General features: G+C 59.4%; 16 protein-coding genes. 7 read left to right on the top strand and 9 right to left on the bottom strand.

All coding sequences use genetic code 11. From position 1 onward, the window contains the following. Positions 1-11: 11 nt before the first annotated feature. The 4 genes from BBB56_RS05295 to fusA all read right to left on the bottom strand — a co-directional run bounded on the left by BBB56_RS05295 (position 12) and on the right by fusA (position 6,247). Positions 12-1,625 carry an ABC transporter substrate-binding protein gene (locus tag BBB56_RS05295; protein WP_123799525.1) on the bottom strand — a complete coding sequence of 538 codons (1,614 nt, stop codon included), beginning with the start codon at positions 1,623-1,625 and terminating at the stop codon, positions 12-14. Positions 1,626-1,664: 39 nt separating this feature from the next. Continuing rightward, positions 1,665-2,189: a GNAT family N-acetyltransferase gene (locus BBB56_RS05290; RefSeq protein ID WP_123799523.1), complete on the bottom strand. Its 525-nt coding sequence runs from the start codon at positions 2,187-2,189 to the stop codon at positions 1,665-1,667. Between the two features lie 172 nt (positions 2,190-2,361). Further along, positions 2,362-3,978, bottom strand: a complete 1,617-nt coding sequence (locus BBB56_RS05285; protein ID WP_123799521.1) for an ABC transporter substrate-binding protein — start codon at positions 3,976-3,978, stop codon at positions 2,362-2,364. A gap of 172 nt (positions 3,979-4,150) precedes the next feature. Next, complete coding sequence (gene fusA / locus BBB56_RS05280; RefSeq protein ID WP_123799520.1) at positions 4,151-6,247, bottom strand: elongation factor G; 2,097 nt, start codon at positions 6,245-6,247, stop codon at positions 4,151-4,153. 141 nt (positions 6,248-6,388) lie between these two features. Between fusA and BBB56_RS05275 the strand changes: the two genes are divergently transcribed. Next, entirely contained in the window at positions 6,389-6,694 is a 306-nt protein-coding gene (locus BBB56_RS05275) for an ArsR/SmtB family transcription factor (RefSeq protein ID WP_123799518.1), read from the top strand. Positions 6,695-6,767: 73 nt separating this feature from the next. Continuing rightward, positions 6,768-7,679 carry a ketopantoate reductase family protein gene (locus BBB56_RS05270; RefSeq protein ID WP_123799516.1) on the top strand — a complete coding sequence of 304 codons (912 nt, stop codon included), beginning with the start codon at positions 6,768-6,770 and terminating at the stop codon, positions 7,677-7,679. On the opposite strand, the gene BBB56_RS05265 is transcribed toward BBB56_RS05270, so the two are convergent. Further along, a complete protein-coding gene (locus BBB56_RS05265) occupies positions 7,680-8,459 on the bottom strand; it encodes a YdcF family protein (RefSeq protein WP_123799514.1) in 780 nt (259 codons plus the stop codon). A gap of 95 nt (positions 8,460-8,554) precedes the next feature. On the opposite strand from BBB56_RS05265, the gene BBB56_RS05260 reads away from it, so the two are divergent. Then, on the top strand, positions 8,555-9,616 hold the full coding sequence (locus tag BBB56_RS05260; RefSeq protein WP_123799512.1) for a LacI family DNA-binding transcriptional regulator: 1,062 nt from the start codon (positions 8,555-8,557) through the stop codon (positions 9,614-9,616). Positions 9,617-9,676: 60 nt separating this feature from the next. Here the strand turns inward: BBB56_RS05260 and tmaR are convergent, their stop codons facing one another. From tmaR to dacD, 3 genes are all read right to left on the bottom strand, one after another. Next, the gene (gene tmaR, locus BBB56_RS05255) at positions 9,677-9,997 is read right to left on the bottom strand and encodes a PTS system regulator TmaR (RefSeq protein WP_123799510.1); all 321 of its coding nucleotides are present in this window, start codon (positions 9,995-9,997) and stop codon (positions 9,677-9,679) included. 161 nt (positions 9,998-10,158) lie between these two features. Beyond that, complete coding sequence (locus BBB56_RS05250) at positions 10,159-11,217, bottom strand: FUSC family protein (RefSeq protein WP_123799507.1); 1,059 nt, start codon at positions 11,215-11,217, stop codon at positions 10,159-10,161. A 496-nt stretch (positions 11,218-11,713) separates the two neighbouring features. Further along, complete coding sequence (gene dacD / locus BBB56_RS05245; RefSeq protein WP_199756200.1) at positions 11,714-12,877, bottom strand: serine-type D-Ala-D-Ala carboxypeptidase DacD; 1,164 nt, start codon at positions 12,875-12,877, stop codon at positions 11,714-11,716. Positions 12,878-13,138: 261 nt separating this feature from the next. On the opposite strand from dacD, the gene BBB56_RS05240 reads away from it, so the two are divergent. From BBB56_RS05240 to BBB56_RS05225, 4 genes are all read left to right on the top strand, one after another. After that, the gene (locus BBB56_RS05240; RefSeq protein WP_123799503.1) at positions 13,139-13,315 is read left to right on the top strand and encodes a type II toxin-antitoxin system HicA family toxin; all 177 of its coding nucleotides are present in this window, start codon (positions 13,139-13,141) and stop codon (positions 13,313-13,315) included. Between the two features lie 64 nt (positions 13,316-13,379). Then, positions 13,380-13,784: a type II toxin-antitoxin system HicB family antitoxin gene (locus BBB56_RS05235; RefSeq protein WP_123799501.1), complete on the top strand. Its 405-nt coding sequence runs from the start codon at positions 13,380-13,382 to the stop codon at positions 13,782-13,784. 108 nt (positions 13,785-13,892) lie between these two features. Next, positions 13,893-15,314 (top strand): exodeoxyribonuclease I, encoded by a 1,422-nt coding sequence (gene sbcB / locus BBB56_RS05230; RefSeq protein WP_123799499.1) that lies wholly within the window; start codon positions 13,893-13,895, stop codon positions 15,312-15,314. A gap of 97 nt (positions 15,315-15,411) precedes the next feature. Next, complete coding sequence (locus tag BBB56_RS05225) at positions 15,412-15,681, top strand: hypothetical protein (RefSeq protein WP_123799497.1); 270 nt, start codon at positions 15,412-15,414, stop codon at positions 15,679-15,681. Between the two features lie 29 nt (positions 15,682-15,710). On the opposite strand, the gene BBB56_RS05220 is transcribed toward BBB56_RS05225, so the two are convergent. Further along, entirely contained in the window at positions 15,711-17,066 is a 1,356-nt protein-coding gene (locus BBB56_RS05220; RefSeq protein ID WP_123799495.1) for a GntP family transporter, read from the bottom strand. Positions 17,067-17,119 lie beyond the last annotated feature (53 nt).

Here is a 17,119-nt window from a genome sequence, read left to right as displayed (position 1 = left end):
CTCGCCTCCTGTTAGTGTTCGCTGAGCCAGACGTCGTAAACGCTTTCCGGCATCTGTTTGTAGCTGCGAAAGCCGTAGCCGTGTACGTAGCTGGCGGTGGCAAGCTGGTCTTCCGGCTCGTAGAGCGGCAGCGCCAGCGCCAGATCGGTCAGCGCCCGCGCTTGCAGATCGCTGTAGGCCTGGCGGCGCTGGGCGATGTCCAGCGACCCGGCGGCCTTATCCAGCAGCGCGTTGATCTGCGCGTCGTTGACGCGGCTGTAGTTGATCGCCCCGCCCTGCTTAATGGGTCGGTAGTGGTTCTCAATATCGACGCCGTCGGTTGGCGTGTTGGAGTTAGCGATGGTGCCGAACTTGCCGCTGGCGCGCACCTCGGTGTAGGTGCCGGAATCGACATAGTTGAGTTTGAGGTCGACGCCGAGCCGCTGGCGCGCCTGCGCCTGAATCGCCTGAAGCAGCACGTCGCGCTGATCGCGCACCGTGGCCTGTGCCTGGATCAGCTCAATGCGCAAACGCTGGCCCTCTCTGGTGCGGAAGCCTTCGCTATCGCGCGCCGTCCAGCCCGCCTCGTCCAGCAGTTTGTTGGCCGCGTCCGGCTGGTTGCCGTATTTGCCTTCCAGCCCTCTGTCATACAGCGGATCGACCGGCGAGGTAATACCCCATGCGCGGGTGCGCTCGCCGCGATAGACCGACTTAAGCAGCGGGTCGATATCCAGCCCCTGAAGCAGCGCCTGACGCACGCGCACGTCCTGCGTCGGGCCATATTCAACGTTAAGGAACAGCGAATAGGGGGTGCCGGTATTCAGCGCATGCTGGTAGGTGAAATCGCTGTTGTCTTTAAACTCGCCCGCATCGTTGCCGGAGATGCCCTCAATAGCATCGACCTGGCCGGAGAGCAGCGCGCCGCTACGCACCGAGGATTCCGGCAGGAAGCGGTAGGTAACGCGCTCAAGATACGCCGGTCCCTGGTGTTTCGCGGTCGCTGGTGCCCAGCGGTAGTTCGGGTTTCTGACAAAGGTGACCTGCTGGCCCTTTTCGTAGCTGTCGAGAATAAAGGGACCGGTTCCGGCGAGCTCTTTGCCGCCCGATTTTAGCTGCGCCGACTGCCAGCTGGCGGGCGCAAGGATTTGCAAACCGGCGGCGAACGACAGGAAAGGCGAATAAGTGGCGTTGAGGTTAATCACTACCGTGGCGTCGTCCGGCGTCTCGATGCTGGCGATATGGGTGCCCATCAGGCACAGGCTGGTTCCTGCGCAGTATTTCGCATCCTGGGTATGGCGGAAATTCTCTGCCACCGCCTGAGCGTTCAGCTTTTCGCCGTTAGAGAAAACCACGTCGCGGCGCAGCGTAAAGCGCAGCGTTTTGCCGTCCGGGCTGACCTGATAGCTTTCCGCCAGCCAGGGCACAAAGCTGCCGTCGGGGCGGCGCGCCAGCAGCGATTCCCAGAAGTTGCGCAGGGTGATTTCCGCTTTGTCCTGGCCGTTAAGCTGCGGGTTAAAGGTGGTCGGTTCGGTCTCGACGCCAACCGTAAGATGGCCGCCGCTGCGCGGAGCCTCAGCGGCCAGCAGAGGGGATGCGCTTCCCAACAGAGAGGTGAAACCCAGCGCCAGGGTAAAAGTTTTGTTCATATTATCCTTATTAAATGCAGGTGTGTTTTATTATAAAAATCAGGCCGAGCGAGCCATATCGGACGAGGCGTCAGAGTGAAATTCTTTTTTCAGAAAAACCAACGCTTCGCCGAGAGGATTAGTACGATGATAAAAAGGCTGATAGCCACGGCGCTGATATAACTCGCTTAGCCACGGATGTTTAACCGCCGTTGCCAGATAAACGCCAGGCGCTTTTAACGTCTCTTTTAATAAGCGATCCTCAGCCCAGCTAATTATTTCACGGCCATAGCCCTGGCCTTTAAAATCCGGATCGACGGCGAACCAGTGGATAAACGGCAGCTGCGACGGCGCATTCGCCTCCTGCGTCCAGGGAAAGCGCACCGTCACTGTAGCGACGGCCCGCTGCCACTTACGCAGCACCAGCACGGTTTCACGCTCGATGGTCTGGCGCACCTGACTGACGTTGCCCTGCGTAATGGTGAAATGAATATCTTGCGCCAGCAAGGTGGCGTAGGCGCGTTGCAGCAGGGCAAAGATCTCTTCCGCATCCTCAGGCTTTGCCACCTGAACAGACTGGCTCATATTATTTCTCTCTCGGTTAATTACCGGGAAATTATTAAAATTCAGCGTGACAAATGTAAACCGACAATAATGACAATCCTTTTGTTGAATACGGGAATCCCCCGCAGCAGGGCACAAAAATATTGCGCCCTGCGCATAATGAAATAACAAATTGATCGAAGAGCGCCGTTAATTAACGATCGCTCAGCCATACGTCATAGGCATTTTCCGGCATCTGCTTAAAGCTGCGAAAGCCGTAGCCGTGGACATAGCGAGCGGCAGCGATCTGATCTTCCGGCTGATAGAGCGGCACCGCCAGCGCCAGCTGAAGCAGCGCGCGGTTTTGCAGTTCGCTGTAGTCCTGACGACGCTGCGCGACGTCCAGCGTGCTGGCGGCTTTATCCAGCAGCGCATTGATCTGCGCATCGTTGACCCGGCTGTAGTTAATCGCCCCGCCCTGGCTGATGGGCCGGTAGTGGTTTTCAATATCGATACCGTCGGTTTCGGTATTGGAGTTGGCAATGGCGCCGAATTTGCCGCTGTTGCGCACCTCGGCATAGGTGCCGGAATCGACGTAGCGCAGCCTAAAGTCGACGCCAAGCCTCTGGCGAGCCTGCGCCTGAATCGCCTGAAGCAGCACGTCGCGCTGGTCGCGCACCGTGGCCTGCGCCTGGATCACCTCAATGCTCAGCCGCTGACCGTTTTTGCTGCGAAAGCCCTCACTGTCGCGCGCCGTCCAGCCCGCCTCGTCCAGCAGCCTGTTGGCCGCGTCCGGCTGGTTGCCGTATTTGCCTTCCAGCCTGTTGTCATAGAGCGGCTCCACCGGCGAGGTAATGCCCCAGCCGCGGGTGCGTTCGCCGCGATAGACCGACCTGAGCAGCGGATCGATATCCAGACCGCTGACTATCGCCTGGCGCACGCGCGCATCCTGCGTCGGGCCATATTCCACATTGAGGTAGAGAGAGTACGGCGTGCCGGTATTGAGCGCGTGCTGATAAGTAAAGTCGTCGGTCTGTTTAAATTCGCCCGCGTCGTTGCCGGAGATGCCTTCAATAGCATCGACCTGGCCGGAGAGCAGCGCGCCGGTGCGCACCGAGGATTCCGGCAGGAAGCGGTAGGTAACGCGATCGAGATACGCCGGTCCCTGGTGTTTCGCGGTTGCGGGCGCCCAGTGATAATTCGGATTCCTGACAAAGGTGACCTGCTGGCCTTTTTCGTAGCTGTCGAGAATAAAGGGACCGGTTCCGGCAATCTCCTTGCCGCCCGATTTCAGCTGCGCCGACCGCCAGCTGGCGGGCGCAAGGATTTCCAGCGCGGCGGCAAATGACAGAAACGGCGTATAGCCCTGCTTCAGGTTAATCACCACCGTGAAGTCGTCTGGCGTCTCGATGCGGCTGATGCGCGCGCCCATCATGCACAGACTGCTCCCGGCGCAATATTTCGCATCCTGCGTATGGCGGAAATTTTCCGCTACCGCCTGCGCATCCAGCTTTTCGCCATTGGAAAAGGTCACGTCGCGGCGCAGCGTAAAACGGTAGCGGCTGCCGTCCGGACTGGCCTGATAGCTTTCCGCCAGCCAGGGCGCAAAGCTGCCGTCAGGGCGGCGCGCCAGCAGCGACTCCCAGACGTTGCGCAGCGTCACGTCCGCCTTTGCCTGGCCGTTGAGCTGCGGATTGAAGGTGTTGGGTTCAGTTTCGACGCCGACGGTAAAGCTGCCGCCAGCGCGCGGCTGTTCAGCAGCAGAGAGAGCAGCGCTGTTTCCCAGCAGGTAGAACATGCCCAGCGCAACGCTTATTGAATTCGCTTTCATAATGTCCTTGTTCTCAGAGAATAAAGGCGCGCGCCAGCGGCGGGCGCAAAAAGAGATGCCGCAAAATTATTAAAAGCTGCGTCAGGCGAAGTAAAACGAGAATAGTGACAATGGTTTGACGTGAGGCGGGATTAGAGCAGGATGGCGTCCATGCCATCAGTTAGCGTAACACTCAGCGACGCGCGGCGACCACCGCATCGGCTACCTGACGCGGCGCCTGCGCGTAATGGTCAAACTCCATGCTGTAGGTGGCGCGTCCCTGCGTCAGCGAGCGCAGCGCCGTCGAGTAGCCGAACATCTCCGCCAGCGGCACTTCGGCGCGGATAATGCGACCGCCAAAGCGCTCATCCATCCCCTGCACATGCCCGCGTCGTGACGAGAGATCGCCCATAATGCCTCCCGCGTACTCTTCCGGCGTCTCCACTTCCACCTTCATCACCGGCTCCAGCAGCACCGGATCGGCCTGCTTCGCGGCGGCGCGAAAGCCGAGAATGGCCGCCATGCGGAACGCCATTTCCGATGAGTCCACATCGTGATACGAGCCGAAAGTCAGCGTCGCTTTCACGTCCACTATCGGGTAGCCGGCAATCACGCCGGTATTGAGCGCTTCGCGAATCCCCTTCTCCACCGACGGGATATATTCGCGCGGCACCACGCCGCCTTTGGTGGCGTCCTCGAAGCGAAAGCCGCTGCCTGGCTCCTGCGGCTCCAGCGTCAGCACCACATGGCCGTACTGACCTTTACCGCCCGACTGGCGCACAAATTTTCCTTCCACGTCGCGCGCCGCTTTGCGCAGCGTTTCGCGATAGGTCACCTGCGGTCGGCCAATATTAGCCTCAACGCCGAACTCCCGTTTCAGGCGATCGACGATGATCTCCAGGTGCAGTTCACCCATACCTGAAATGATCGCCTGCCCGGACTCTTCGTCGGTGTGCAGGCGGAACGAGGGATCCTCTGCCGCCAGCCGTTGCAATGCCAGACTCATCTTCTCCTGATCGCCTTTGGTTTTCGGTTCAATCGACAGCGAGATCACCGGCTCCGGAAACTCCATACGCTCAAGGGTAATGATGGCATTGGGATCGCACAGCGTTTCGCCCGTAGTAACCTCTTTCAGTCCGACGCAGGCGGCAATGTCGCCGGCGCGGATCTCCTCGATCTCATGACGCGCGTTAGCGTGCATCTGCACGATGCGGCCGATGCGCTCTTTCTTGCCCTTCACCGCATTCCAGACGCTGTCGCCTTTACGCAGCACGCCGGAATAGACGCGAACAAAGGTCAGCTGGCCGACAAAGGGATCGCTCATCAGCTTAAACGCCAGCGCCGAGAAGGGTTCGTCATCGCCCGGATGGCGCTCCGCCTCGTTCCCCTCTTCATCCACGCCTTTGATCGCCGGAATATCGGCGGGCGACGGCATCAGCTCAATCACCGCATCCAGCATGCGCTGTACCCCTTTATTCTTGAAGGCGCTGCCGCACAGCATCGGCTGGATCTCGTTGCGCAGCGTGCGCTGGCGCAGCCCGGCGATAATCTGGTCATGGTCCAGATCGCCGCTCTCCAGCCAGGCTTCCATCAGCTCATCGTTCGCCTCGGCCGCCGCCGACACCATTTTTTCGCGCCAGACCGCCGCCTCCTCCAGCAGCTCGGCCGGAATCGGCGCGTAGCTGAAAGTCATGCCCTGCGACGCCTCGTCCCAGTAGATCGCCTGCATTTTCAGCAGGTCCACTACGCCGCTAAAGCGCTCTTCCGCGCCAACAGGAATGACGATCGGCACCGGACTGGCGCCAAGCCGGTCTTTCATCATCTGCACCACGCGGAAGAAGTCCGCGCCCTGACGGTCCATTTTGTTCACGAACGCCAGGCGCGGAACATGGTATTTATTCGCCTGACGCCACACCGTTTCCGACTGGGGCTGCACGCCGCCAACGGCGTCATACACCATCACCGCGCCGTCCAGCACGCGCATGGAGCGCTCAACTTCAATGGTAAAATCGACGTGACCGGGGGTGTCGATAATATTGATGCGGTGCGGTGAGAAGGCGTTGTCCATGCCGGGCCAGAAACAGCTGACCGCGGCTGACGTAATAGTGATGCCGCGCTCCTGCTCCTGCGCCATCCAGTCGGTCGTTGCAGCGCCATCGTGCACTTCTCCCAGCTTATGGCTCATTCCGGTATAAAACAGGATGCGCTCGGTTGTGGTCGTTTTACCGGCATCAATGTGCGCGGAGATGCCGATGTTGCGGTAACGCTCAACGGGAAGTGTTCGGGGCATGATGCGTCCTTAGTCGGTTGACTGTCGGTGCGGCGCGCAGGATTGCGCGCCATCGCTAAGCAGCTTAGGCCAACTGTACGAGTAAATGCGAACAGTTTGAGCTATAATTGCGCAATCCTTAGATCGTAGAACAGGAATTTCATGCTGGAAAATCATCCGCAGCCGCACGACATCCAACTGGAACAGGTGCTGTTTGCGCTGGGCAATCCCGTTCGCCTTGCGGTGTTGCAGTCACTGGCGCAGCACGGCGAACAGAGCTGCAATGCGCTACGCGGCGACATCGCGAAATCGACCATGACGCATCACTGGCGCGTACTGCGCGACAGCGGCATTATCTGGCAGCGTCCCGTCGGGCGGGAAAATCTGATTTCGCTACGCCGCGACTGTCTGGAACAGCGCTTTCCCGGCCTGCTGGCTGCGCTGCTGGCTGCGCTGGCGCGCGGCTGAACAACGCAGCGCTGGCAACCGCCGCCGCCAGGTTTTAAGGTAAGACTCTCAACTGATAACGGAAAAATCGATTATGCGCATTCTTATCGTAGGTGCCGGCGCGACCGGCGGCTATTTCGGCGCGCGCCTGGCGCAGGCCGGGCGTGACGTCACATTCCTGGTGCGCGAGCGCCGTTTCCAGCAGCTCCAGAAGACCGGGCTGGTGCTGCGAACCCCACAGGGCGTGGAAAAGCTACAGCCTCAGCTGGCGCAGGCAGGATCGCTGAGCGGCGTTTACGATCTCATCATCCTGACGGTGAAGAGCTTTGGTCTGGCGCAGGCGATAGAGGATATTGCGCCTGCCGTTGGCGAGCAGACGCTGATCATGCCGATCCTCAACGGCATGCGCCATTTCGATACGCTGCGCGATCGCTTCGGCGATAAGGTTATTGGCGGGCTGGTAAAGATTAACGCCACACTGGGAGAGCAAGGCGAAGTGGTGCAGATGACCGCGCTGCATCAGATCTATTACGGCGCGCTCGACGGCCATAACGATGCGCGTTTGCAGCGCGTGGATGAGGCGCTGCGCGCCGCCAGCGTGGAGACCTTTTTCACCGATAACATCATCGGCGAACTCTGGGAGAAGTGGCTGCTGCTCAGCACGCTGGGCGCAGTCTGCTGTCTGGCGCGCGGCGATACGCAGCAGGTTCTTACCGCTGACGGCGGCGAAGCGCTGCTGCGCGCGATTTTCAGCGAAGTGCTGGCGACCATTACCGCCGACGGCTATCAGCCGCGTCCGGCGGTAACGGCGAAAATCTTCGAGCTGCTGAGCAACCCCGCGACGCCGATGACCTCGTCGATGTACCGCGATTTGACCCAGGGTTATGACATCGAGGCCGCTCAGATCATCGGCGACCTGGTGCAGCGCGCCGCGCAAAACGGCGTCAGCGTACCGCTGCTAAATGCGGTGAATGTGAATTTGCAGGTCTATCTGAAGACGCGTTAACTATCGCTTCGCTGCCAGCCGCGCCTGGACGGCGGGCAGCGCCGCCAGACGATGCCAGGCAACGTCAATCTCGCCAGGCATCTCAACCTCATCAAAGAAACCTGCGCCGCGCGGCCCGTAGCCTTTTTCATCGTTGCGCAGGCGCTGCACCTCACCCATCAACAGCTGGACAAAGCGCTCCATTGACCATAACCCCTGCGGCGGCGCGCCGGTAATACGCACCATGCCGGAGTCCAGCGCCAGCACGGGCGTAAAGACCGGCCAGTTGATAAACACCGGCGCATCGTCGCGGTCGCGCCACTGCCAGCGAAAGGTGGCATCCGTCCGCCGCTGGAGCAGCGGGTCCTGAATCAGCACCACCCGCTGCGGTCTAATCCCCTGCGCGTCCAGCAGACGCTGACTAAAGGCGGCGTTCTCGCCGGAATTGCGCGACTCCCCTTCCAGCAGCAGCAGATCGTCGGCGATGCCGCCAAACAGGCGAGCGATGTCGGCCAGCATCTGCGCCTCGCTTTTGCCGCGCGTGTCGATGTCACGGTAGAGCGGATGCAGCGCCATCGCCTGCGCCAGCGCGCCGGTGGCATGACCAATACCGCCGCTGAGCAGCAAAGGAAGCGAAAACCGTTTTGCCAGCGCCACCGCGCCTTCAATATTCGGCAGCACCGCATGCCCGGCCAGTATCGCCATATCGGCTTCCATGTCGCCTGCGACAGGCATATCGTCCAGCGCCAGCCAGGCGGCGATAAGATTGAGATCCTGAATAGCCTGTTGGGTAAGCTGCATGTCTCCTCCGGTCGGTTGGCGCGCAGGCGTTGCGGAACGTCCTGTCGCGACGAAAATTTTGCTACACTGCCCGCCTCTGTCCTGTGGAGAAATCAATGACTTCCCGCGCCATTACGCTTGACGACGTCGCCCGCCTTGCCGGCGTCTCCTATCAGACTGTTTCCCGCGTGCTGAATCATTCGCCGCAGGTGTCGCCGCGCACGCGCGCGAAAGTGGAAGCGGCCATGCAGCAGCTCAACTATGTGCCAAACCGCGTGGCGCAGCAACTGGCGGGCAAGACGACGCGCACCCTTGGGCTGGCGACCAGCGATCTGGCGCTGATGGCGCCGGCGCAGATCGCCTCGGCGGTGCAGCAGCGCGCCAGCCGCGCCGGTTACCATCTGGTAATTGCGATGCGCAGCCATCACAGCGTCGCCGATACCGTGAATGAACTGCTGGCGCAGCGCGTGGATGCGCTGATGATCAACCTGCCGCTCGCCGCCAGCGAAGCGGAGCAGATCCAGACGCTGTGCGGCAGCAAGCCGGTTATTTTTATGGACGTTGAGCCTGAGGCGAAGGTAGCGCAGTGCCAGTATTCCAATGCGTGCGGCGCGCGAGCGGCGGTTGAGCATCTGGTTGCGCTGGGGCATCGCCAGATTGGCCTGCTGAACGGGCCGCCGCAGGCCATCTCCGCACAGCGCCGCGAGGCCGCATGGCGCGAGGCGCTGGCGGCGCATCAGCTAACGCCGTTTTGCGTGTTGCAGGGCGACTGGAGCGCGCAGTCTGGCTACCAGGCGCTGCTGCGACAGCTGCCGGACCGCCTGCCGCAGGCGCTGCTGGTGGCCAACGATCAGATGGCGCTGGGGGCGATGCGCGCGCTGCATCAGCATGGCGTGGCGATTCCGGCGCAGATTTCCGTCACGGGTTACGACGATACCGCGGAAAGCGCCTGGTATCAGCCGCCGCTGACTACGGTGCGTCAGGACCTGCACGCGCTGGGCGAACAGAGCGTTGAGATGTTGCTGGCGCAGCTGGATGGCCGCGCGCCGCCGACGCGATCGCTGGAGCCGGAACTGGTGCTGCGCGAAACCACCGCCGCGCCGGGCGGCGAGGCGCTGGATTTAGACGCGCTGGCGCAGCAGCTTCAGCAGATTGCGCGCCAGCTGCAAAACCGCTGAGGTTATTGCAGGCAAAAAAAACCCACGCTCCGGCGTGGGTTTCGGCACTCTGACGCGCATTTACTGCGCTTTCGGTTCGCCCAGCGATTTCAGCTTTTTCGACAGGTCGCGGCGCTCTTTCGACAGATCGGCATTTTTGATGATGTACTCATCTACGCGATCTTCGTAGTCAGAACGCATAGAGGCGATAATTTCCTGAATCGCTTCAATGCTCATGCCGGGCTTGATGTACTCGCTCAGGTTGTCCAGCAACAGGACACGCTTCTGGTTATCACGGATTTTCTTTTCATTATCAGTGATTTCACGTTGCAGTTTGTTTTTACGACGGAACATACGCACAAACTCCAGTACGTCCTGAAATGATTGCTTGGCATTTTCCATGGTGGCACCTTTTATTGGGCCTGCTTACGCAGGGAGTAGAGTCATAACCTTCAGCTTAGCGGTTCGCCAGCCGGGGCGACAATTGTCGCCGCTAAAATCGGACTGGCGCTTATCTTAGCGCAAAGAATACGCCTTTCGCATTAAGTCATTGTCCCTGGTGATTATTTGCGCAGCGCGAGACGCAGCAGATCGGTCATACGCTCCAGCTGCTTCGCCAGCTCCAGGCTTAGCCAGACATAGCCGTAAATCGGCGTCTCTTCCAGCCGCTCGCTGCCGGCTTCGGCGATAAGCTGCTTCAGCTCGCGCGTAATCTCCGTCAGTTCATGGCTGTTGGCGACGACCTCCTCGGTTTCACCGCGCAGCGCCAGCACAGACAGCGCGCGCATCGTTTTTTCCGTCATCTGCTGGGTGCGGCGCAGCGTCGGCGCGTTGAGCATGATCAGATGACTTTCGCGCGAGGCCCACCAGGCTTCGATCTGCATCTCTACGGTATTCACCATATTCCGGTTGATGGTCTGAATCGCCTCAAACACCGATTTGGGAATACGCGTCTCTTTACTGGCCGGCACCAGCAGCGCGCGCATTTTCACTACGCTGGTGAGCAGCTTGCCCAGCGGCTTCTTCAGGCGCGGCTTGTCAATCAGGTTCGGCGAGAAACCGGCGTGGTAAATTTTGGCGATTTCCGCCAGCGAGTCGGACAGCTGGATGCGCCAGTGGGTGTAGGCGCGCTGCGCCCAGATTGCGCTGAACAGCAGCGCCAGCAGCGAGCCGAGGATCACATCGCCGCCGCGCCACAACGCCACGGTGAAGTCGCCTGCGGGCGCGCCCACCACCACGCTGAGCGTGATGCCGATCAGCAGCGCCATATAGGGATGTTTCCCCAGCGTCAGATAGCCGCACACCATCATGACGACGCCGCACCAGGCGAGCATCACCGGCAGCGACATCAGCTCCAGCTTCAGGGCGATCAGACCCGATATGGAACCGGCGAAGGTGCCGCAGATGCGCTGAATGGCGCGCGGGAAAACATTCCCCCATGTGGAGATCGGCCCCATCACCACCACCAGCGTAATCAGCGGCCAGGTGCCCTCTGGAATACCGGTAAATCGTACCAGTAAAAAGGTGAGTAAAAAGGCAATGGCAATGCGCACGCCATGCACGCTGCGGTAGTGGCGATAGAACCAAAATTCTATGTTCGATATGGGCTTATCTGGGCGCAAAGTGGCTTTCCGGCTAAGGATTATAAAGTGCGTTATAGTATCCCATGACGTTGCTAAGGCTTAATGACGCTTCTACATTTCAAGGCAGTTTTGACACATCCTTACAATTATCAACATTAGATCTACGCCCGCATAAATTTATTAAAACAGCCCTATAACTGTTTCTTCCATATTCGTTTATTTGATAACAGAATTAAGAGAGCGCCATGAAAAAAAAGCCAAAACGCTGCCGGGCGTCACGCGACGACAGCCGTTGAGCAGGTAGACGCTCGGCGTCACCGCCGCCGTCTCTCTGAAAGGAGCGCCGCGCGCCCCACGGCCCCCCGCCATGCCGTTGTTTGCCGGAGTCCTGATAACGCGCAGATCGCCGCCGTGCTCGCCTGTGTGCGTAACAGCTGGGGCAATGCCGCCGCGCCGGTTTCAGCCAGCGAAGTTAAACAGGTCAAAGAGGAGCTGAAGGCACGCAGCAGGCGGCAGGGAGGCCGCCTGCTGTGAGTCAAAACGTCTGTTTCAGATAGTCCTGAATACGCGTAATGACGCCCGCTTTTTCCACCGCTTTCAACGCCACCAGCGGATAGCTTGCCAGCTGTTTCTCTTTGTCGAAGACCTGAATTTCCCCGATGGTTTCGTTGGCTTTCAACGGCGCCTCAAGATCCTTTCGGTTGATCACATATTTGGCCTTCACGCTCTGGATCTCGCTGCGCGGCAGCGACAGGTAGACGTCGTTTGCGGTGCCGACCGCCACGCTGTGCGGATTGCCGTACCAGACAGTTTCGCTGCCGATCGCTTTTCCGGCGTGGAACAGCTGCACGGTATCAAAGGTATTCTGACCCCACACCAGCAGCTTGCGCGCCTGCTCTTCGCGCCCTTTCGGGCTTTTGCCGCCCATCACCACGGCGATCAGCCGGTGCTGGCCGACGACGTTCGACGCGATGATATTAAAGCCCGCCGTTTCGGTATGGCCGGTTTTCAGGCCATCGACGTGCAGGCTGTTATCCCACAGCAGGCCGTTACGGTTGTTCTGGGTAATGCCGTTCCAGGTGAGGGTTTTCTCGCTGTACATGGCGTAGAAGTCAGGTTCGCCGCTGATGATGGCGCGCGACAGCTTCGCCATATCCAGCGCGGAAGAGAACTGGCCTGGCGCGTCGAGACCGTGCACGGTTTCAAAATGGGTGTTGGTCAGCCCCAGCTTCTGCACGTACTGGTTCATCATATTGACGAAGTTCTGCTGGCTGCCCGCCACGTAATCGGCCAGCGCCACGCAGGCGTCGTTGCCGGAATCGATAATCACGCCGCGGCTGAGATCGCGCACTGTGATCTTATCGCCAGGCTTAATAAACATCAGCGAGGAGCCTTTAAACACCGGATTGCCCGCGGCCCAGGCGTCTTTGCCGACCGGCACCACATCGTCGCGGGTAATCTTTTTGGCGTCGATGGCGCGGTCTACCACGTAGCCGGTCATCAGCTTGGTCAGGCTGGCCGGATTGCGGCGTTCGTCTGGATTGCCCGCCGTCAGCACCTGCCCTGTGGTGGCATCCATCAGCACCCATGAAGCGGCGTCAATCGTCGGCGGCGTCAGGGAAAACGGCATATCGTCGGCATGAGCCAGCGAAGCCAAAAGTAAAGTTCCAGTCAGAGTAATCAACAGACGCCTTTTCAACACTTCATCCTCAGGGTTACGGGAAAACAGGCGGCTCGTTTTACGGCAAAAGGCATAAACAGGTTTGATAAAATTGAAAATAAGTGTGATCGCCTGTGGTGCGACTCGCAGAATGCTTTCGCTTTGCTTTCCCTTACCTCTCCAGACAGCACACTCTGACCAGGCAATCTGTCGGTTCATCTCAACGGGCCAGGCTCATACAAATTGAAATCGTGGTTATAGTGGGTATAAAATAAGCCAGCAATGGCACAGGAGGTGCTTTTGAGTAGCAAAGAAATGATGAGGCTTCTGAGGGAACATGGCTGGATGCTGGTTCGCGTGCGCGGTAGCCATCACGTATTCGTAAAGCCGGGTAAGCCCTGGCACATTACGCTGCCTCACCCGGAGAAGGATTTAGCTGCCGGCACGCTAAAAAAAATCATCAAAATGATGGAATAGCTCAGGCAGGCGAGCGGCTTTTTAGCCCCGGACTCGCTGTCTGAATGGCAACAAGGAGATGACAATGAGATTCCCCGTTTATCTGCATAAAACTGATTCTGAAAGCTATTCGGGCTTTGCGCCTGATATAGACGGCTGCTTCTTTGCCGGAACAACGGTCGATGACACCCTGCTGGATGCGGCGCAGGCCATGCATGTGCATTTTGAAGCTCTGGCAGAGCGCGATATGGCTGTGCCGGAAACAAAAGGCATTGAGTTTTATCTTCAGCACCCGGAGTGCCAGGGAGGTATCTGGGCCTTTGTTGACATTGATGTCAGCAAATATGACGGCAAGGCGGTAAAGCTGAACATTACGCTGCCGCAGCACCTGCTCACGCGTATTGACCGCTTTGTGGAATCGCATAACGAGTTTGGTTCCAGAAGTGGCTTTTTAGCCGAACTGGCGCGTCGTGAACTGGCGAAGGCCTGAGCCGTCTCGCGCGGCGCGGCTTTCACTATTGCGGCCCGTCCGGCGCGGTTGTGGCTGACGTCGCAAGCGACTATGCTGTGCATTGTTTTCCCAGTACAGGATATGCTCGTGCCCGCCTCTGAACGCACCTTTCTGTTTCACGATTATGAAACCTTCGGTAAAAGCCCGTCGCTGGATCGTCCGGCGCAGTTTGCCGCGCTGCGCACCGACAGCGACTTTAACCCGGTCGGCGATCCGCAGATTTTTTACTGCCGCCCCGCCGATGATTACCTGCCACAGCCGGAAGCGGTGATGATCACCGGTATTACACCGCAGGTGGCGCGCGCGCGCGGCGTGTCCGAAGCAGAGTTTGCCGCCCGCATTTACGCGCTGTTTACCGAAGAACAGACCTGCGTAGTGGGCTACAACAATGTGCGCTTTGATGACGAAGTCACGCGCAACATCTTTTACCGCAACTTTTACGATCCCTATGGCTGGAGCTGGCAAAACGGCAATTCGCGCTGGGATCTGCTGGACGTAATGCGCGCCTGCTACGCGCTGCGTCCCGATGGCATCGTCTGGCCGGAAAATGAAGACGGCTTCCCCAGCTTTAAGCTGGAACAGCTGACCAAAGCCAACGGGGTGGCGCACGAGAACGCCCACGACGCGATGTCTGACGTTTATGCCACGCTGGCTATGGCGAAGCTGGTCAAAGAGAAGCAGCCGAAGCTGTTTGAGTTCCTGTTTACTCATCGCAACAAAAATAAGCTGATGACGCTTATCGATATCCCGCAGATGAAACCGCTGGTGCACGTTTCCGGCATGTTTGGCGCCGCGCGAGGCAATACCAGCTGGGTGGTGCCGCTGGCCTGGCATCCGGACAACCGCAACGCGCTGATCGTCGCGGATCTGGCCGGTGATATGGCGCCGCTGCTGGCGCTGGATGCCGATGCGCTGCGCGAGCGCCTCTACACGCGCAAAAGCGAGCTGGGCGATGAATCATCCGTGCCGATCAAGCTGGTGCATATCAATAAGTGCCCGGTGCTGGCGCCAGCCAACACGCTGCGTCCTGAAGATGCGGCGCGGCTGGGCATCGATCGCGACGCCTGCCTGGCTAATCTGACGCTGCTGCGTCAGCATACCGAGGTGCGGGAGAAGGTCGTTACGCTGTTTGCCGAGGCGGAGCCATTTACGCCATCAGAGGATGTTGATGCGCAGCTTTACGACGGTTTCTTTAGCGACGCCGATCGCGCGGGCATGAATATTCTGCGTCAGACCGCGCCCGCTAATCTTCCCGCTATGGATCTCTCTTTTCAGGATGCGCGCGTACAGAAGCTGCTGTTTCGCTACCGCGCGCGCAACTTCCCCGGCACGCTGGATGATGCGGAGCAGCAGCGCTGGCTACAGCACCGCCGCGAAGCGCTGAATCAGGAGCGCGTGCAGGCGTTTTTGCTGGAGCTGGAGTCGCTGGCGAGCCTGCACGAGGATAATGCGGAGAAGATGGCGCAGCTAAAAGCGCTCTATCTCTATGCGCAGGAGCTGGTGTCGTAACGCGCAGTCTGATGCTTTTTTGCGCTTCCCTTGCGCCTGAAACAGGCGCTAAAATCGGGCAAGGATGCCTGACCTGCCGCAAAGAAAGGAGATCGCTATGTGGCCCGATACTATTTCAAACCGTGCAAAATACATCATTAGCTTCTTAACGCCCCTTCTCGCTATTTACCTGTTAAACCACTCTTCGCTTCCGCTACGATGTGTTCACACCTCTCCGGCAAACGCTGCCGTTTATTTACTGACAATCTTTGGCGCGCGTGAGTTTCTGCTGATGCTCTATCGCCTTGTCTGCGGGGATCGGAACAGTCATTCGGAAGAAAAAACAGCACGCAAGGATGGCGAGTCAGACGAGCCACCTCTCCCCTGAGCCTCATGGGAGAGGTGAAAATGACGCGGTTACACCAGCGCCCACACCAGCCAGGTCAGCGCAAAGCCGGTCAGCCCCATCAGGGTAGTCAGCACCGTCCAGGTTTTCAGTCCATCGGCCACCGACAGGCCGAGATAGCGGGTCACCACCCAGAAGCCCGCATCATTGACGTGCGACAGGCCCAGACCGCCGAAACAGGCCGCCAGCGTCACCAGTACGCGCTCCATATCGTTTACGCCGCTGACCGCTGAGGTCAGCAGGCCGCTGGTGGTCAGGATAGCCACCGTGGCCGATCCCTGCGACGCGCGCAGCGCCAGCGACAGAATAAAGGCCGCCGGCACCAGCGGCAGATGCAGCGTCTCCAGCGTCAGCGCCAGCGCTTTGCCCACGCCGGACTCCACCAGCACTTTGCCAAATGCGCCGCCGGCTCCCGCCACCAGGATCACGCTTGCCGATCCCGGAATGGCGCGGCCGGTCAGATCTTCCAGCTTGTCCTTGCTCCAGCCGCGACGCACGCCGAGCAGCCAGGCCGCCAGCGCCAGCGCAATCAGCAGCGCAATCGGCGGCGTGCCGATGACCGTCATCACTTTACCCGCCAGGCTCTCCGCCGCCAGCAGCGAGTGAGAGAGCGTGCCCAGCACGATCAGCAGAATCGGCACCACGATCAGGCCCGCAATGGTCAGCGCGCCCGGCGGCGCCGGTTCATTTTTCTTCTCCGCCCCTTCCGGTTTCGCCATTTGCAGCTGCTCCAGCACCTCCAGCGACAGATGGTAGTGGCGACGATTCATCGATTTAGCGACGTAATAGCCCACCATGCCTACCGGAATTGAGATGGCAATGCCGAGCATCATCAGCCAGCCCATATCGGTGTGCAGAATCCCCGCCGCCGCGGCCGCGCCGGGATGGGTCGGCAGCGCAACGTGAACGGTAAGCATCACGCCCGCCATTGGCAGGCCAAACTTCAGCGGAGAGACGCGCGCCACCTTGGTGAAGCCGTAAATCAGCGGAATAACGATGATAAAGCCCACCTCAAAGAACACCGGAATGCCGAGGATAAAGGCGGCCATAGTCAACGCGGCTACGGTGCGTTTGACGCCGAGGCTTTTACTGAAGCGCTGAGCCAGCGACTCGGCGCCGCCCGACGCTTCGATAACTGCGCCCAGCATCGCGCCAAGCACGATGATAATCGCGATATGGCCGAGCAGCCCGCCCATGCCGCTCATGATGGTTTCCATAATTTTTTCAGCCGGAATGCCCGTCGCGATGGCGACCAGCAGGCTGACAATCAGCAGGGCAACAAAGGGATGAACTTTGGCTTTAATGACCAGCAGCAGCAGTATAACGATGCTGGCGGTCGCAATGGCTAACAGCAGTGCGGTGGACATGGTAAACCTCAGGTAGCGTTATCTTTATATGAATAATGAGTACAGTGATGCCT

Origin of the sequence: Candidatus Pantoea deserta, from assembly GCF_003813865.1 — a bacterium.
In the GTDB taxonomy this organism is placed as follows: domain Bacteria; phylum Pseudomonadota; class Gammaproteobacteria; order Enterobacterales; family Enterobacteriaceae; genus Pantoea; species Pantoea deserta.
This window is presented reverse-complemented; position numbering and strand designations above follow the sequence as displayed.

Bases quoted from the DNA above. Each gene is read 5' to 3' on its own strand.
- BBB56_RS05295 (WP_123799525.1), bottom strand. From the start codon at position 1,625: ATGAACAAAACTTTTACCCTGGCGCTGGGTTTCACCTCTCTGTTGGGA.
- BBB56_RS05290 (WP_123799523.1), bottom strand. From the start codon at position 2,189: ATGAGCCAGTCTGTTCAGGTGGCAAAGCCTGAGGATGCGGAAGAGATC.
- BBB56_RS05285 (WP_123799521.1), bottom strand. From the start codon at position 3,978: ATGAAAGCGAATTCAATAAGCGTTGCGCTGGGCATGTTCTACCTGCTG.
- fusA (WP_123799520.1), bottom strand. From the start codon at position 6,247: ATGCCCCGAACACTTCCCGTTGAGCGTTACCGCAACATCGGCATCTCC.
- BBB56_RS05275 (WP_123799518.1), top strand. From the start codon at position 6,389: ATGCTGGAAAATCATCCGCAGCCGCACGACATCCAACTGGAACAGGTG.
- BBB56_RS05270 (WP_123799516.1), top strand. From the start codon at position 6,768: ATGCGCATTCTTATCGTAGGTGCCGGCGCGACCGGCGGCTATTTCGGC.
- BBB56_RS05265 (WP_123799514.1), bottom strand. From the start codon at position 8,459: ATGCAGCTTACCCAACAGGCTATTCAGGATCTCAATCTTATCGCCGCC.
- BBB56_RS05260 (WP_123799512.1), top strand. From the start codon at position 8,555: ATGACTTCCCGCGCCATTACGCTTGACGACGTCGCCCGCCTTGCCGGC.
- tmaR (WP_123799510.1), bottom strand. From the start codon at position 9,997: ATGGAAAATGCCAAGCAATCATTTCAGGACGTACTGGAGTTTGTGCGT.
- BBB56_RS05235 (WP_123799501.1), top strand. From the start codon at position 13,380: ATGAGATTCCCCGTTTATCTGCATAAAACTGATTCTGAAAGCTATTCG.
- BBB56_RS05225 (WP_123799497.1), top strand. From the start codon at position 15,412: ATGTGGCCCGATACTATTTCAAACCGTGCAAAATACATCATTAGCTTC.
- BBB56_RS05220 (WP_123799495.1), bottom strand. From the start codon at position 17,066: ATGTCCACCGCACTGCTGTTAGCCATTGCGACCGCCAGCATCGTTATA.